This window comes from Haloplanus sp. C73, from assembly GCF_051195115.1.
Taxonomy (GTDB): Archaea; Halobacteriota; Halobacteria; order Halobacteriales; family Haloferacaceae; genus Haloplanus.
Genome location: NZ_JBNTJZ010000006.1, coordinates 25,561 through 40,294, shown reverse-complemented (window position 1 = coordinate 40,294; position 14,734 = coordinate 25,561). Strand labels below are relative to the sequence as shown.

The 14,734-nt window shown below is 66.5% G+C and carries 16 protein-coding genes and 1 tRNA gene; 4 read left to right on the top strand and 13 right to left on the bottom strand.

The window, feature by feature from the left end; genetic code table 11:
- Positions 1–70 precede the first annotated feature (70 nt).
- Positions 71–1,702 (bottom strand): thermosome subunit beta, encoded by a 1,632-nt coding sequence (gene thsB, locus ACQUSQ_RS11355; RefSeq protein WP_435069645.1) that lies wholly within the window; start codon positions 1,700–1,702, stop codon positions 71–73.
- 292 nt (positions 1,703–1,994) lie between these two features.
- The gene (locus tag ACQUSQ_RS11350) at positions 1,995–2,147 is read right to left on the bottom strand and encodes a hypothetical protein (RefSeq protein ID WP_435069259.1); all 153 of its coding nucleotides are present in this window, start codon (positions 2,145–2,147) and stop codon (positions 1,995–1,997) included.
- A 182-nt stretch (positions 2,148–2,329) separates the two neighbouring features.
- Here ACQUSQ_RS11350 and ACQUSQ_RS11345 point away from each other — a divergent pair, with 182 nt between their 5' ends.
- A complete protein-coding gene (locus ACQUSQ_RS11345; protein ID WP_435069258.1) occupies positions 2,330–2,521 on the top strand; it encodes a hypothetical protein in 192 nt (63 codons plus the stop codon).
- 5 nt (positions 2,522–2,526) lie between these two features.
- On the opposite strand, the gene ACQUSQ_RS11340 is transcribed toward ACQUSQ_RS11345, so the two are convergent.
- From ACQUSQ_RS11340 to citZ, 6 genes are all read right to left on the bottom strand, one after another.
- Positions 2,527–2,607: transfer RNA gene (locus tag ACQUSQ_RS11340), tRNA-Ser, on the bottom strand.
- A gap of 28 nt (positions 2,608–2,635) precedes the next feature.
- On the bottom strand, positions 2,636–2,842 hold the full coding sequence (locus tag ACQUSQ_RS11335; protein ID WP_435069256.1) for a hypothetical protein: 207 nt from the start codon (positions 2,840–2,842) through the stop codon (positions 2,636–2,638).
- Between the two features lie 18 nt (positions 2,843–2,860).
- Positions 2,861–3,241 carry a Rid family detoxifying hydrolase gene (locus ACQUSQ_RS11330; protein WP_435069254.1) on the bottom strand — a complete coding sequence of 127 codons (381 nt, stop codon included), beginning with the start codon at positions 3,239–3,241 and terminating at the stop codon, positions 2,861–2,863.
- A 62-nt stretch (positions 3,242–3,303) separates the two neighbouring features.
- Entirely contained in the window at positions 3,304–4,533 is a 1,230-nt protein-coding gene (gene ilvA, locus ACQUSQ_RS11325) for a threonine ammonia-lyase (protein ID WP_435069252.1), read from the bottom strand.
- Between the two features lie 190 nt (positions 4,534–4,723).
- Positions 4,724–5,113 carry a gamma-glutamylcyclotransferase family protein gene (locus ACQUSQ_RS11320; RefSeq protein WP_435069643.1) on the bottom strand — a complete coding sequence of 130 codons (390 nt, stop codon included), beginning with the start codon at positions 5,111–5,113 and terminating at the stop codon, positions 4,724–4,726.
- Between the two features lie 10 nt (positions 5,114–5,123).
- A complete protein-coding gene (gene citZ / locus ACQUSQ_RS11315) occupies positions 5,124–6,260 on the bottom strand; it encodes a citrate synthase (RefSeq protein ID WP_435069250.1) in 1,137 nt (378 codons plus the stop codon).
- 157 nt (positions 6,261–6,417) lie between these two features.
- Here citZ and dcd point away from each other — a divergent pair, with 157 nt between their 5' ends.
- Together dcd and ACQUSQ_RS11305 are read left to right on the top strand one after the other, a co-directional pair.
- On the top strand, positions 6,418–6,999 hold the full coding sequence (gene dcd, locus ACQUSQ_RS11310; RefSeq protein ID WP_435069248.1) for a dCTP deaminase: 582 nt from the start codon (positions 6,418–6,420) through the stop codon (positions 6,997–6,999).
- Positions 6,996–7,916, top strand: a complete 921-nt coding sequence (locus tag ACQUSQ_RS11305; protein WP_435069246.1) for a thiamine-phosphate synthase family protein — start codon at positions 6,996–6,998, stop codon at positions 7,914–7,916. The genes dcd and ACQUSQ_RS11305 overlap by 4 nt, the downstream gene beginning before the upstream one ends.
- On the opposite strand, the gene ACQUSQ_RS11300 is transcribed toward ACQUSQ_RS11305, so the two are convergent.
- Positions 7,913–8,665 carry a DUF7001 family protein gene (locus ACQUSQ_RS11300; protein ID WP_435069244.1) on the bottom strand — a complete coding sequence of 251 codons (753 nt, stop codon included), beginning with the start codon at positions 8,663–8,665 and terminating at the stop codon, positions 7,913–7,915. The two genes, ACQUSQ_RS11305 and ACQUSQ_RS11300, sit on opposite strands and share 4 nt — an antisense overlap.
- Before the next feature lie 8 nt (positions 8,666–8,673).
- Positions 8,674–9,600, bottom strand: coding sequence for a sulfide-dependent adenosine diphosphate thiazole synthase (locus tag ACQUSQ_RS11295; RefSeq protein WP_092632771.1), 927 nt, complete (start codon positions 9,598–9,600; stop codon positions 8,674–8,676).
- 193 nt (positions 9,601–9,793) lie between these two features.
- Between ACQUSQ_RS11295 and ACQUSQ_RS11290 the strand changes: the two genes are divergently transcribed.
- Positions 9,794–10,771 (top strand): glutathione S-transferase family protein, encoded by a 978-nt coding sequence (locus tag ACQUSQ_RS11290; RefSeq protein ID WP_435069241.1) that lies wholly within the window; start codon positions 9,794–9,796, stop codon positions 10,769–10,771.
- On the opposite strand, the gene ACQUSQ_RS11285 is transcribed toward ACQUSQ_RS11290, so the two are convergent.
- Genes ACQUSQ_RS11285 through ppsA form a run of 3 tightly spaced genes read right to left on the bottom strand, consistent with a single transcriptional unit; the run spans position 10,757 to position 14,717 of the window.
- On the bottom strand, positions 10,757–11,308 hold the full coding sequence (locus ACQUSQ_RS11285; RefSeq protein ID WP_435069239.1) for a YqaA family protein: 552 nt from the start codon (positions 11,306–11,308) through the stop codon (positions 10,757–10,759). The genes ACQUSQ_RS11290 and ACQUSQ_RS11285 overlap by 15 nt on opposite strands.
- 33 nt (positions 11,309–11,341) lie before the next feature.
- Positions 11,342–12,406, bottom strand: coding sequence for a tyrosine decarboxylase MfnA (gene mfnA, locus ACQUSQ_RS11280; protein WP_435069237.1), 1,065 nt, complete (start codon positions 12,404–12,406; stop codon positions 11,342–11,344).
- Between the two features lie 46 nt (positions 12,407–12,452).
- The gene (gene ppsA, locus ACQUSQ_RS11275) at positions 12,453–14,717 is read right to left on the bottom strand and encodes a phosphoenolpyruvate synthase (protein ID WP_435069235.1); all 2,265 of its coding nucleotides are present in this window, start codon (positions 14,715–14,717) and stop codon (positions 12,453–12,455) included.
- Positions 14,718–14,734 lie beyond the last annotated feature (17 nt).

Below are 14,734 nucleotides of genomic sequence, written 5' to 3'. Positions count from 1 at the left end.
CGGGAGACTCGCGGCGAAAATAAGGGTCTTGTGTCGGTGCGAGCGGAGCGTGGTGGGGTGTGCGCCTAGCTTACATCGCGCCGCCCATGCCACCCATGCCGCCCATGCCGCCAGCGCCGCCGGGGCCGCCCTCGTCTCCGTCACCGGAGGTCGAGAGGTCGCCGGCCGCGATGATGTCGTCGATTTTCAGGACGAGGTTCGCCGCCTCGGTGGCGGAGGACAGCGCCTGCTCTTTCGAGTGTGCGGGTTCGACGACGCCGGCCTCGAAGGTGTCGACGACGTCGCCGGTGAAGACGTTGAGCCCGGCGTGGGGGTCGCCGTCCTCGTGGGCCGCGCGGAGCGAGACCAGCGTGTCGATGCTGTCCAGACCCGCGTTGTTGGCGAGGACGCGCGGGACGACTTCGAGCGCGTCGGCGAAGGCGTTGATGGCGAGCTGTTCGCGCCCGCTGATGTCGTCGGCGTAGTCGCGCAGACGGCTGGCGACTTCCACCTCGATGGCGCCGCCGCCGGCGAGAACGCGGCCGTCGGAGGCCGTGGAGGAGACGACGTCGAGCGCGTCCTGAATGCCGCGTTCGAGTTCGTCGACGACGTGGTCGGTCGAGCCGCGAAGCAGGATGGTCACGCCGTGGGAGTTGTCGCCCTCGACGTAGAACAGGCCGGCGTCGGCGTCACGGGTAATCGACCCGCGGCCGAGGTGGGCGTCGGTCGCGGAGTCGAGGTCCGAGACGATTTCGGCGCCGACGATTTCCTGCAGGAAGGCCATGTCGGACTTCTTCGTCCGTCGCACGGCGAGGATGCCCTCCTTCGCGAGGAGATACTGGGCGAGGTCGTCGATGCCCTTCTGGCAGAAGACGACGTCAGCGCCGGTGGCGACAATCTGGTCGACCTTCTCCCGAAGCTGGCGTTCCTCGCTGTCGAGGAACTGCTGGAGCTGTTCGGGGTTGTCGATGTTGACCTGCGTGTCGGCGTCGGCTTCCTCGACCTCGATGGGGTCGTTGAGGAGGAGCACGTCTGCCGAGTCGAAGTTGACCGGCATGTCGTCGTTGACGGGGTCCTTGTCGATGACCGCGCCGTTGAGGAGTTCGGACTGCGAGACGGACTGCCCGGTCTGGGTTTCGATTTCGACGAATTCGAGGTCGACGACGTGGGAGCCGTCCTCGGCCTCGATGGTGACTGCGCGAACCGCCTCGACGACGAGGTCGGCGAGGAGGTCCTTGTCGAGTTCCGAGCTCTTGCCCGTCATCGACGTCTCGGCGACGTTGCGGAGCAGGTCCTCGTCCGTCGGGTCGACGTCGGTGGCGATGTTGTCGATTTCCGACCGGGCCTGCTCGGAGGCCATGTGGAAGCCCTTGATGATGGCCGTGGGGTGGATGTCCTGACCGAGGAGGTCCTCGGCGTTCTTGAGGAGTTCGCCCGCGATGGCGACGGCCGTCGTCGTGCCGTCACCGGCTTCGTCCTCCTGTGTCTCGGCGACTTCGACAATCATCTCGGCCGTCGGGTTGTCGATGTCCATCTCCTGCAGGATGGTCACACCGTCGTTGGTGATGGTGACGGTGCCCATCGAGTCGACGAGCATCTTGTCCATCCCCTTCGGGCCGAGCGTCGAGCGTACCGACTCGGCGACCGCTTTGGCCGCCGAGATGTTGTACTCCTGAGCGTCCTGGTCCTTGACGCGCTGGGCGTCCTCGCCCATAATAATCATCGGCTGCCCCTGTTGCATTCGCTGACTCATAGTTCATCGAATGATTGTTTGTCCTTCTATATAAAAATGAGTGTTCGGAGGTGCAGTCGCGCCGGCCGCTCGAATCAACTTGCGCGCGAGAAATCGGGCGACGTGGGGCGGATTTCGAGAATCTTGAGACACGTTATCACGACTCTCGACACAGCACCCACGTCGCGCTGATTGGGGGTTTATTAGAGCCGGGCGGTCGGTGTCGGACCAGTCGTATCTCAGCTACCGCTAGAAGGTGAATCGCCGGCCGCCGGGGTCGGAGTCAGCGGTCCAGCTCCTCTGCCGCGTCTTCGCCGAACTCGGGGAGGTCGGCGTCGTCGTCGAGCGACGCCAGTTCCTCCTCGTACAGCTGATTCCGGAGTTGCTCGCGCTTGTTCTTGCCGTTTCGCTCACGACCACTTTTCGTGTCAGGCATTGTCAGTCACACCCACGCTGCCCGACTATATGAAGGTTACTCCGTTTCCGACCCGTCGGGACCATCACCGACCGTCTCGGGGTTCAAATTTTCACAGAAACCTCCGTATTCTACCGTATACCAACAACCAAAATCGCCAGTCTCAGCCCAAATATTAAGTGAGTGGCGTGTGATGAGTTACCATGTCGCTCAGAGAGGGTCGAACCGACTCCGGCCCAGTCGAACCGTCTCCCGTCCAAAAACACGTCGCCGAATGGGTCTGTACGGACTGCGACTACGACGAGTTCCGCACGACGACGGGCGTGGCTGGGTCGCTGGACCGCTGTCCCGCCTGTGGCGGTGACCTGATACTACCTCGTGACGCGATGTCGTAGAAAAACGCCGGGACAGGGATTTGAACCCTGGATCCCAGAGGGAACACGCTTTCCAGGCGTGCGCCTTACCACTCGGCCATCCCGGCTCGCAGTTACGAATACCCGTTCGACCCTTTAACTCCTTCCGTTTTCGTGTATCCGCGGTTCGAGAACGTGGGTCAGACCCGCCGCCGTCGCGCCGACGAGGAGCGCGATACCGCCAATCGTCAGGGCACTCACCGTCAGCGGCGCCACGAGGAGGCGATAGCCCTGCACCAACACGAGGAAGGTGAGTCCTCCCACCAGCCCCCAGAGGAGGCTGGATTTGCGTCGCGCGTTCATCGGCGGGTCACGGCTCGATTACTCGACGTCGGCGATGGCTTCGATTTCGAGTGCGGCGCCTTTCGGGACGTTCCCGACTTCCACCGCGCTCCGGGCCGGCGGCTCCGCGTCGAAGTAGGTGCCGTACGTCTCGTTCATCTCGTCGAAGTCGTCGATGTCGTCGAGGAAGATTGTTACTTTCATAATGTCGCTCGCGTCCGCGCCCTCCTCGGCGAGGATGGCCATGACGTTGTCGAGCGACTGCTCGGTCTGGGTGGCGACGCTCTCGTCGTCGAGGAGTTCGCCGTCCGTCGTAAGCGGGAGCTGGCCCGCGGTAAAGAGCAGCGAGCCGTTGGTCGTCGCCTGACTGTACGCGCCCACCGCCGCGGGGGCATCGTCGGTGCTGATAGTTCGTTTCACGAACGAGGCGTCACGGTCGACGTGGTTAAAAGTACACGTCTGCGCGGTTCCTGCCGTCGCCGTCAGACCGACATCTGGTAGCCGTTGACGATTTCGACGTCGTAGCCCTCCGCCCGCAGCGCCGAGAGGAGTTCGTCGACGTGGTCCGGGCCACGCGTCTCGATTTCGAGTTCGACGCGCGCGTCGTTCATCGCCACGTCCCGCGAGGTGCGGTCGTGGTGGAAGGCGGTGATGTTCGCGCGGTGGTCGGCGATGATGGTGCCGAGGTCGACGAGCGCCCCCGGCTGGTCTTTCAGGATGGTACGGAAGCGGAGATAGCGCCCCGTCGCCACCAGCCCCCGCATCACGACGGTCGTCAACACGTTGAGGTCGATGTTCCCCCCACAGATTGCGGGGACGATGACCTCGTCGTCCTCGTACTCGATGGCGCCCGAGAGCAACGCGGCGAGGGAGATGGCGCCGGCGCCCTCCGCCAGCGCCTTCTCGCGTTCGAGCAGGTAGGTCAGCGCGATGGCGATGGACTCGTCGTCGACGGTCACGATGTCGTCGACCCGCTCTTTGATGACCTCGAAGGTCCGGTCACCGATGCGGCGGGTGGCGATGCCGTCGGCGATGGTGTCGACGCTCTCGCGCTCGTAAATCTCGCCTTTCTGGAGCGACTCGGCGGCGCTCGACGCCCCCTCGGCCTGCACGCCGATGACGCGCACGTCGGGGTCGTAGGCCTTCACCGCCGTCGCGATGCCCGAGATGAGTCCGCCGCCGCCGATGGGGACGATGACCGTCTCCACGTCCGGACAGTCCTCGACGATTTCGAGGCCAATCGTCCCCTGCCCGGCCATCACCATCTCGTCGTCGAAGGCGTGGACGTACGTCTTGCCCTCCTCGCGCTCGATTCGGTGGGCCTCCGCCTGCGCCTCGTTGTAGTCCGCCCCGTGGAGGATGACCTCGCCGCCGTAGCGCTCGGTCGCTTTCACCTTCGACACCGGCGCGTGTTCCGGCATCACGATGGTCGAGTCGACGCCCGCGCGCGTCGCCGCCAGCGCCACGCCCTGTGCGTGGTTGCCGGCGCTCGCGGTGACGACCCCCGCCTCCTGCTGGTCGGCCGAGAGCGTCTCGATGCGGTTGATTGCCCCGCGAATCTTGAACGCGCCCGTGCGCTGGAAGTTCTCGAGTTTGAGATGGACGTTCGCGCCCGTCATCTCGGAGAAGGCGAACGAGTATTCGAGCGGCGTGTGCCGCGCGACGCCCGCAACCCGGTCGCGGGCGTCGAGTACGTCCTCGTGAGAGAGCATACCACCCCTACCCGTCGGTGGCTGTTAACGGTTTATACCGAGCGGCGGCTCGGGAGAATGTGAAGGGGGAATGCACGCGTGTGACGTGCATCTAACTCCAGGTCGTGGAGGGATATAAACGTCATGAAGGCACGGTGAAAGTGAAAGTGGATGACGGAGGCAGGACGTCGCGAGACGTGAAACCCATCCATCAAGAGTGTTCTGGTCGGACGCGGGCGTTCGCGTCCAGATACGCCCTGACACGGTCCGCGAACGACCCCGACCCCGGCCACGTGACAGGCTCCGAGACGTCGAGCGCGTCGGGGTCGCCGACGTAGACGGCGGCCTCCCCGCCGTCGGTTCGGGGGACGGACGCCCGGACGTACAGCCCCTCGTCGACGCCCTCGTAGTCGTCGAGCGCCGCCACGTCGTCGATGCGGAGGAGACGGCCCGCCGTCTCGCCGCCGGGCGCGAGCGTCGGATAGCGGCCGGCGACGGGGTGACAGCCCTCCAGCACGGCGGCGCCGACGAACACGAACGAGTCGAGGACGCTAGCGACGCGGTCGGGTTCCGTGAGCGTTCCGTAGACGAAGACGTCCATCGCCGCCCGACTACCGCTCGTCGAGAGGGACGAACTCGCGGCCCCGGTCACCGATGTAGCGGGCACGGGGACGGATGAGACGGTTGTCTTCGTACTGTTCGAGCATGTGCGCAATCCAGCCGCCGACCCGCGAGAGCGCGAAGATGGGCGTGTAGATGTCCATCGGGATGCCCATCTGGTAGTACATCGACGCCGAGTAGAAGTCGACGTTTGGCGAGAACCGCGTCACTTCGGACATGTGCTCCTCGACGGCGACGGAGTAGTCGTACCACTTGCGGTCGCCCGACTGCTCGCCGAGGCGCTCGGAGTAGGAGGCGAGGATGCCCGCCCGCGGGTCGCGAACGCTGTAGACGCGGTGGCCGAAGCCGGGGATGCGCCGGCCCTCCTCGACGGCCTGCTCTATCCACTCGCCGGGGTCCGCGTCGCTCTCGTCGATTTCCTTCAGCATCCGCATGACGTTCTGGTTGGCGCCGCCGTGGAGGCTGCCGGCAAGCGTGCCGATGGCGCTCGTGACGCCGCTGTGGAGGTCAGAGAGCGTCGAGGTGGTCACCATGGATGCGAAGGTGGAGGCGTTGAGGCCGTGGTCCGCGTGCAACACCAGCGCGGTGTCGAAGGCGTCGGCCGCCACGTCGTCCGGCACCTCGTCGTTCAGCATGTAGAGGAAGTTCTCGGCGTGGCCGAGGTCCTCGCGCGGTTCGACGGGGTCTTTCCCATCGCGAAGCCGCGTGAACGCCGCCAGCACCGTCGGGAGTTTCGCCGTGATGCGACAGCCCTTCGCGATGTTCGCCTCGCGGTCGTCGGGTTCGGCGTCGATATCCGGGTCGTACGCCGAGAGGGAGGACGTGACCGTCCGCAGCATCGCCATCGGGTTCTCGTCGCGGGCCGCGAGCTCCTCGATGAGGTCGTAGACCGGCGGTTCCAAGTCCCGTTGTGCGGCCAGTCGGGCAGCGAACTCCTCGTGCTCTTCGCGAGTCGGCCACGCGCCGTTCCAGAGCAACGACAACACCTCCTCGAAGCTCGCCTCCTGTGCGAAGTCCTCGATGGCGTAGCCGAGATACTCCAACTCGCCGGCGTCGCCGTCGATATAGCTCAGTTGGGACTCGAACACGACGACACCGTCGAGTCCCCGCTTGACCTCATCAGACATACGGTACTGGTTTCGGACCGTCTCAAAAAAGCGTTGCCGTTCCCCACATATCACGTGGCCGGTCGGTCGACGATGAACGAACAGCGACTCGACACCGCCTCGTCGGGGCCAGCCCTGCATCGGGGGGATTTTACTCCTCGGCACCGGGGTCGTAGGTATGATACTGTCGGACACCGACATCCTCGCCCGCCTCGGCGAGGGTGACCTCGTCATCGACCCCCTCGACGACGTGGACCAACAGGTCCAACCCGCGAGCGTCGACCTCCGTCTCGGCTCCGAGTTCCTCGAGTTCCAGCGCACCAACATCTCCTGTATCCACCCGACGCGCGAACAGGAGGTGAGCGAGTACATCAGCGAAACCGTCGTCGAGGAGGGCGACGAGTTCATCCTCCACCCCGGCGACTTCGTCCTCGGCACCACGAAAGAGCGGGTCGAGATGCCCGCGGACCTCGTCGCCAACGTCGAGGGGCGGTCCTCGCTCGGCCGTCTCGCCGTCGTCGTCCACGCCACCGCCGGGTTCGTCGACCCCGGCTACCGCGGGCAGGTGACGCTCGAACTCTCGAATCTCGGCACCGCGCCCGTCGCACTCACGCCCGATATGCGCGTCTCCCAACTCGTCTTCACCGAACTCTCCTCGCCCTCCGAGCGGCCGTACGGAAGCGAGCGCGGCTCGAAGTATCAGGACCAGGACGGCCCGCAGGCCTCCCGAATCGGCTCCGACCCCGAGTTCGAATCATGAAGTTCGTCGAGGAACTGGTGGTCGAGGAGTTTCTCCCCACCGTCCGGTCGATGCTCGCCGCCGACCTCCGGGAGCGAGATTTCACCCAGCGCGAGGTTGCCGACGCCCTCGGCATCTCCCAGTCCGCCGTCTCGAAGTACGCCCACGGCGACGTGGCGACCAGCGACCGATTCAGCGAGGACGAACGCGTGCAGGCGCTCGTCGAGCGAATCGGTGACGGGCTGGCGACGGGCGACATGAGCCGCGTGCAGGCGCTCATCGAAATCGAGGTGTTGATTCGGCGGCTGGAAAACGGCGACAGCCTCGCCGAGCGCCACCGCGAGGTCATGCCCGAACTCCGACAGTACGACGCCTCCTTCGACGTTCACGACCCAGAAAGTGGCGCGCGGACGACCGAGCAGGTCCGCTCGTCGGTCCGGCGCGGCCTGCGCATCCTCCGGAACACCTCCGGCTTCGCGGGACTCGTCCCCAACGTCGGCTCGAACCTCGTGGAGTGTCTGCCCGAGGCGACAGACATCGAGGACGTCGCCGGCGTGCCCGGCCGCATCTTCGACGTGCGCGGGACGGCGACGGTTCCCTCCGACCCCGAGTTCGGCGTCAGCGAACACGTCGCCGCCGTGCTGTTGTCGGCCCGCGAGGCCGGCGCGCCCGTCCGCGGCGCCGTGAACGTCCGATACGACCCGGAACTGGTCGACGACCTTCGAGACGCCGGCTATCCGACCGTCGAGTTCGACGCCGAGCGCGAGGGGTCGGGCGGCGACGCCACCCGCCAGACCATCGTCGACGCCGTGCGCGCGGCGGCCCCGGACGCCCCCTTCGTTCTCTATCAGACCGGCGGCTTCGGCATCGAGCCGATTACTTACGTCCTCGCCGACGACGCCCCGTCGGCGGCCCGAATCGTCCGCGACCGGGCCTAACCGTAGCGTTCGCCGTGCGCCTCGCAGAAGGCCGGGTCGCGCAACTGCGCCCGCACGACGCCCGGCTGGCGGTGGGCGTCGTGGAGGCGGCATCGCTCGTCGTCGCAGAAGGCCGACCCGGTGTCGAGGAAGTCCACCGCGGCGAGCAGATACCCCTTCAGCGCGTCGGTCGTTCGGGGGTCGTCCGCGACGAGGAAGTCGCCGTCGACGTCGGCTTCGAGTACCTCGCGCGGCGGCGTGTCGCCCGTCATCAGGGCGTGTTTGCTCTTGGCCTCGTAGTAGGCTTCGGGCTTCGCGGGCGCCTCGTACAGCCCCGGCACCGAGAGGAGAGTCGGCTGGCCGAGGACGGCCACTCGCTTGTGCCAGCGGCCGTCGTGGTCGCCCCACGTCCCGACGACGCGGTCGAGGAGCGGGACGTGCAGGTGGTCGAGCGACTGCTCGGAGAGGCGAGCGTTCAGCGCTCGCTGGACCGCGCGGCCGTCGTAGACGATACCGCCGGCGCGCTCGGGGGACGCGAGCGCTCGCTCCTCGTAGCGGACGATGCCGGTCATCGTGTTGCCCGTCGACTGCTCGTGGGGGTCCGTGACGCGAGCGGCGGCGAACTCCTCGGCGAGCGTGTCGTCAACGGCGCCGAGCAAGCGGTCGCGCACCCGCACCTCGGCGTCGATTCGGTCGCGGAGCCAGTCGGCAAGGGCGTCCGCGTCCGCGACGGTGGTCGGCGCGCGATAGAGCGTGACCGTCTCGACCATGGACTCAGTTAGTCGTCAGCCGGCGCTCGGGACGTGAGTTCGACGTCGGCCGCGTCGACGCCGAGTTCGTCGATGGCGGCCTGTGCGGCGCGCTTGCCCGAGACGAGCATGGCGCCGAAGGTCGGACCCATGCGCGGCAGGCCGTAGGTGGTGGCGACGGCCATCCCCGTCGCAATCAGGCCGTCGTGGACGACGCCCGTGTGCTCGACGATGGCGTCCTCGCTCTGGCCGACCCACATGGAGTCGTGACCGGGCGAGTCGTGACCGGGGGCGCCGTAGGTGTCGTCGCCGGTGTTGTCCATGCCGGTGTTGTGCTCCTCGGCGTGTTCGATGCCCGGCGCGTCGAGGACGTTGCGCTCGTTGAGTTTGTTGACCGCGACGGCCTCGTGGCCCGTGGCGTCGATGACGAGGTCGGCCTCGACGGCGATGGGGTCGACGCAGGTGATTTCGCGCGGGAGCGCGTGGACCGGCGTCCAGTTCATGACGATGCCGCCGACGCGGTGGTCCTCCCGAATCACGATGTCGGTGAACTCCGTCATGTTCTGCATCTTCGCGCCCGCGTCGCAGGCGGCCTTGATGAGTCCGGAACACGCCTCCGGCCCGTTGGCGACGTACAGGCCCTCCGTATCCTTCGCGGGCTTGTAGTCGACGTCGAGGTCCTCCAGTACGTCCTGCGCGGGGTCACGGACCGTCACCTTGTTCATGAGGAAGCCGCCGAGCCAGAACCCGCCGCCGAGATAGTTGTTCTTCTCGACGACCATCGTCTTCACGCCGCGCTCGGAGAGTTCCTTGGCCGCCATCAGCCCCGACGGCCCACCGCCGATGATGAGCACGTCCGAGTCCGAGAAGTCCATGAACTCCTCGGTCCACTCCTGCCCGATTGCGCGTGTTACGTCTGCTTCTCCAACCTGACTGAACTCGTCGAACGAAGACATACCACTCAGTAGTATTACTAAGTGGTTAATATAGCTTGCGCCACGTCGCCGAGATAGTGTTCAGATAAGCGGGTGAAACTGGGATCACCTCGAAAGCCCCCAGCCGTCTCCTTTTCATCGGACCAGTATCGCCGCCGAAGGCTTTTCGCCGTTCACCACCAGAAACGCGTATGACCATCGAGGTGAGCGACCAGTGAGCCGACTCGTCGACGGCGAGTGGGTCGCCGAGAAGAACATCGAGACGGACGAAGAGGGCAATTTCACCCGACAGGAGTCGGCCTTTCGCGACCGCATCGGCCCGGACGAGGCGTTCCCCGTCGAGTCGGGGCGCTATCACCTCTACATCTCGCGGGCGTGTCCATGGGCACATCGCGTCGCCATGACGCGCGCGCTCAAGGGCCTCGACGATGCCATCTCGCTCTCGCTCGTCGAACCCGTTCGCTACGACGACGGCTGGGAGTTCTCGGATACCTACCCTGACCCGCATCACGACGTGGACTTCCTGCGCGAACTGTACGTCCACGCGGACGACGGGTTCACCGGGCGCCCGACCGTACCCGTCCTCTGGGACCTGAAGCGAGAAACCATCGTCAACAACGAGTCCGAGGAAATCATGCGGATGCTCGACGTCGCCGGGCACGAGTTGGCGACGCGGGACGTCGACCTCTACCCCGAGGGCTACCGGGACGAGGTGGACCGACTCATCGACGACATCTACGACCCCATCAACAACGGCGTCTATCGCGCTGGCTTCGCGGACTCGCAGGCCGCCTACGACGACGCCGTCGCCGACCTGTTCGACGCCCTCGACCGGTACGACGACCGACTCGCCGACCAGCGCTATCTCGCCGGTAACCGCCTCACCGAGGCCGACCTCGCCATGTTCGCGACGCTGGTCCGGTTCGACCACGTCTACCACACCCACTTCAAGTGCAACCGCCGCGCCATCCACGAGTACGACAACCTCTGGGGGTACACGAAAGACATCTACACCACGCCGGGCATCGGGCGAACTGTCAACATGGACCACATCACTCGGCACTACTACGTGAGTCACGGCGACGTGAACCCGAAGCGACTCGTGCCGACCGGCCCGGACATCGACTTCACCGAAGGCCACGACCGGGACCGACTGCCCGGCGGGCCGCCCGAGGCGCTACAACACCGCTAGCACGCCCGCGCTCAGCGCGAGCGTGACGAGCAAGCGGCCCATGCTCCCGACGAACGTCGCCGCGGCAAAACGCACGTAATCTTCTTCGAGGACGGCGAAGGCGTATATCGAGAGCGTGTCGGGGAAGAAGGGAACCGAGAGCGCGAGCGCGAGACCGGCGTACCCCCAGCGCCGCGCGATTTCGACCGTACGTCGCTGGGACCACTCGATGACGTCGAACCGCGACCGTTCGAGCGCCCGAATCACCGGGCCGGCCTCCTTTGCTTCCTGCCCGATGTGGAAGGCGAAGACGCTTCCGGCGGCCTTGCCCGTCGCCGAGACGAGGATGATGATTGCGAGTCGCGCCCACTGTGGCAGTCCCAAATCCAGCGGCGCCAGCAGGACGATTTCGCTCACGCCGGGGAGCGCGAAGGCAATCAGAAACGAGTAGACGAAGATGACGAGGAGTCCGCCCCACCCCGTGGCGGTTCGGACGAGTCGGGTCAGCCACTCGAAGCCGAACAGGTCGGTGACGAGGAGGGGGACCAACGTGTCCACACCCCACACTCACGAGGGGGTAACCTAAGTCTTTCAGATTCGCGCCCGGCACGCGTCGAGGTCACGCAAAAACGCCGACAGCATCTCCCGCGTGACGTGGGGCATACAGACCAGACGGAGTTCGCCACGCTCGGTGCGGGCGAGTCGCCACTCCCGTTCCTGTACCGCGTCGAACAGGGGTTCGGGCAGGTCGACGGCGACCAGCGGTAACACGGGGTCGACGACGTCGAACCCGCGGTCGGCGAGCGCCTCGGCCACCCACTCCGCATTCGCCTGCATGCGCTCGTACGCCTCGCGATACCCGTCGGGCCAGAGCGCGTCGAACGCGGCCGCCGCACTCGCCACGCCCGCCCCGCTCCGGGTGCCGGTGAGCGTCGCCTGCGACGTCGACTCCAGATACGGCGTCTCGACGGCCAGCGCGTCCATCGTCGCCGCGTCCCGCGCCAAAAATCCGCCCGCGGGGACGGCCGCCTGCCCCAACTTGTGCGGGTCGATTGTCATCGTGTCCACGGCGGCGTGCCCGAAGTGCCAGTCGTGGTCCGTGAACGGGAGCGCGAACCCTCCCCACGCGGCGTCGACGTGGAGAAATGCCGACGCGTCGGCCGCCAACTCGGCGAGCGCCGGGATGGGGTCGACCCGGCCGTACTCCGTCGTCCCCGCGACGCCGACGACGAGCGCCGTCTCCTCGTCGACCAGCGACGCCATGGCGTCGAGGTCAGCCCGTCGGTCCGGGCCGACCGGGGCGACGCGAAGGTCGACGTCGAGCACTTCGGCCGCCTTCTGAAAGCTGAAGTGGACGCTCGACGGGACGACGGCGTTCGGGTCGGCGGCGCTCGACCGGTTGCGCGCCGCCCGCATCGCCTGAATGTTGGCTTCGGTCCCCCCGCTCGCGACGTAGCCGTGTGGCTGGTCGAGCCCCGTCATCGTCCCCAGCGTCTCGACGACACGCGACTCCAGGTCGGCGACCGTGCGATACGTCTCCGGGTCGCCGGGGTTCGTCGCGAGAAATCGCTCCGCCGCCTCGCGCGCCGCCGGATGCGGCCGCGTACACATACTGGAGAGAACGCGGTCGAAGGTTTGGGGGACCGCCTGCTCCATGACTACACACTGCCGGCGGCGCCGTTTAGCCGTTGCGCTCCGCGAGTCAGCGCACCGAATCGAGGATGAGCTGCTCCTCGACCGTGTCCACTTCCTCGAACACGTCCGCGACGGCGTCGATGTTGGCGCTTATCGACGTGATGCCCTTGCGGACGAGGAACTCGACCATCTCGGGCTCGGACGCCGCCTGTCCGCAGATGCTGGTGTCGACGCCAGCCTCACGACACTCGTCGATGGTGTCGCCTATCATGTCGAGGACGGCGGGGTGGAGTTCGTCGAAGCGGTCCGAGACGTGCTCGTTGTTGCGGTCGACCGCCAGCACGTACTGCGTGAGGTCGTTCGTCCCGAAGGAGACGAAGTCGACCCCCTCCGCGATGATGTCGTCGACGCCACGGGCGCTCGCCGGCGTCTCTATCATGACGCCCCACTCGCGCTCCTCGGGGTCGATACCGACCGATTCCATGTGCCCGCGGGCCGCGGCCACGTCGTCGCCGTCGGTGACGAGCGGGAACATGATTTCGAGGTTCTCGTAGCCCTGATCGTAGAGCCGTTTGAACGCCTCGAGTTCGTGCTCGAACACGTCGGGCCGGTCGAGGCTCCGTCGAATACCCCGATAGCCGAGCATCGGGTTGTGCTCGTGTGGCTCCTCGTCGCCGCCTTCGAGCTGGCGGAACTCGTCGGTCGGCGCGTCGAGGGTGCGCACCCGAACCGGTCGGGGGTAGAACTCCTCGGCGACCGTCTCGACGCCCTCCATGAGTTCCTCGATATACGCCTCGGCGCCCTCGTCGCGGATGAACCGCTCGGGCGTCTTGCCGAGCGAGAGGACGAGGTGTTCGAGTCGAAGCAGGCCGACACCGTCCGCGCCGGTCTTTGCGGCGCGACTCGCCGCGTCCGGAATCGAGACGTTCACCTTCACCTCAGTCGCGGTGACTGGCTTCGGCTTCGTGCCGACAGCCGTCTCGTCGTCGCCGCTCGGACCCGCGGCCGGCTTGCCGCTCACGGCGCCCTCGCGGACCGTCCCCATCTCGCCGTCGACGGTGACGACCTGCCCGTCTTCGAGCGTGTGGGTCGCGCCGCCGGAGCCGACGACGGCCGGCACGCCGAGTTCGCGCGACACGATGGCCGCGTGGGAGGTCATCCCCCCCTCGTCGGTGACGATGGCGGCGGCGCGTTTCATCGCCGGCACCATGTCGGGCATCGTCATCTCGGTGACGATGACGTCGCCCTGCTGTACCTCGTCAAGGTGGTCGAGTTTGGTCACGACGCGGACGGTGCCCGAGGCGACGCCCGGACTCGCGCCGAGACCGGAGAGAAGGTGTTCGTCGCCGTCTTCGCTCTCCTCGCTCTCGTCGGCGCCGCTCGCGTCGTCGTCGATGGTCGTAATCGGGCGCGACTGGAGCATGAAGACCTCGCCGTCGACGATGGCCCACTCGACGTCCTGTGGCTCGCCGTAGTGGTCTTCGACCATCCGGCCGAGTTCGATGAGACGGTCGATTTCCGACTGGACGAGGACACGCTCGTCGCGTTTCTCCTCGGGGACCTCCGTCTCGATGGTTTCGCCCGTCGCCTCGTCTTTGACGTGCATCACCTTCTTCGTCGCGACGGTCTCCTGTTCGACCTCGCCAGTTTCGCGGTCGACGACGTAGTTGTCGGGAGAGACGGCGCCGGAGACGACGGCCTCACCGAGTCCCCACGCCGCCTCGATGATGATGCGCGGGTCGCCGGTCGACGGGTGGCTGGTGAACATCACGCCGCTCTTTTCGGCGTCGACCATCGTCTGGACGACGACGGCGATGTCGACTTCCTCGTGGGGGAAGCCCTTCTGGTTCCGGTAGTAGATAGCTCGCTGAGAGAACAGCGACGCCCAGCACTCCTGTACGCGGTCGACCAAGTCGTCTTCGGTGACGTTCAGGAACGTCTCCTGCTGCCCGGCGAACGAGGCGTCCGGCAGGTCCTCCGCCGTCGCCGAGGAGCGAACGGCGACGAACTCCTCGCCGTTGCCCATCGAGCGGTAGGCCTCGACGATTTCGTCGCGTACCTTGTCGGGGACCTCCGTCTCGACTATGAGTTCGTGGGCGCGGTCGTGGGCCGCTTCGAGCGCCTCGGAGTCCTCGGAGTCGACGTCGACCGCCGAGAACAGTTCCTCGTCAATGCCAGCCTCTTCGATGAACGTCCGATAGGTGCCAGCCGTCACGACGAATCCCGGCGGAACAGGCAGTCCTGCCCCCGTGAGTTCGCCGAGCGACGCCCCTTTGCCACCGACCGTCCCCAGATCGGCGGATCGCACGTCCTCCAGCCAAGCTACAGCCATTTCGTACGCAGGAATCC

Bases quoted from the DNA above. Each gene is read 5' to 3' on its own strand.
- thsB (WP_435069645.1), bottom strand. From the start codon at position 1,702: ATGATTATTATGGGCGAGGACGCCCAGCGCGTCAAGGACCAGGACGCT.
- ACQUSQ_RS11350 (WP_435069259.1), bottom strand. From the start codon at position 2,147: ATGCCTGACACGAAAAGTGGTCGTGAGCGAAACGGCAAGAACAAGCGC.
- ACQUSQ_RS11345 (WP_435069258.1), top strand. From the start codon at position 2,330: ATGTCGCTCAGAGAGGGTCGAACCGACTCCGGCCCAGTCGAACCGTCT.
- ACQUSQ_RS11335 (WP_435069256.1), bottom strand. From the start codon at position 2,842: ATGAACGCGCGACGCAAATCCAGCCTCCTCTGGGGGCTGGTGGGAGGA.
- ilvA (WP_435069252.1), bottom strand. From the start codon at position 4,533: ATGCTCTCTCACGAGGACGTACTCGACGCCCGCGACCGGGTTGCGGGC.
- ACQUSQ_RS11320 (WP_435069643.1), bottom strand. From the start codon at position 5,113: ATGGACGTCTTCGTCTACGGAACGCTCACGGAACCCGACCGCGTCGCT.
- citZ (WP_435069250.1), bottom strand. From the start codon at position 6,260: ATGTCTGATGAGGTCAAGCGGGGACTCGACGGTGTCGTCGTGTTCGAG.
- dcd (WP_435069248.1), top strand. From the start codon at position 6,418: ATGATACTGTCGGACACCGACATCCTCGCCCGCCTCGGCGAGGGTGAC.
- ACQUSQ_RS11305 (WP_435069246.1), top strand. From the start codon at position 6,996: ATGAAGTTCGTCGAGGAACTGGTGGTCGAGGAGTTTCTCCCCACCGTC.
- ACQUSQ_RS11300 (WP_435069244.1), bottom strand. From the start codon at position 8,665: ATGGTCGAGACGGTCACGCTCTATCGCGCGCCGACCACCGTCGCGGAC.
- ACQUSQ_RS11295 (WP_092632771.1), bottom strand. From the start codon at position 9,600: ATGTCTTCGTTCGACGAGTTCAGTCAGGTTGGAGAAGCAGACGTAACA.
- mfnA (WP_435069237.1), bottom strand. From the start codon at position 12,406: ATGGAGCAGGCGGTCCCCCAAACCTTCGACCGCGTTCTCTCCAGTATG.
- ppsA (WP_435069235.1), bottom strand. From the start codon at position 14,717: ATGGCTGTAGCTTGGCTGGAGGACGTGCGATCCGCCGATCTGGGGACG.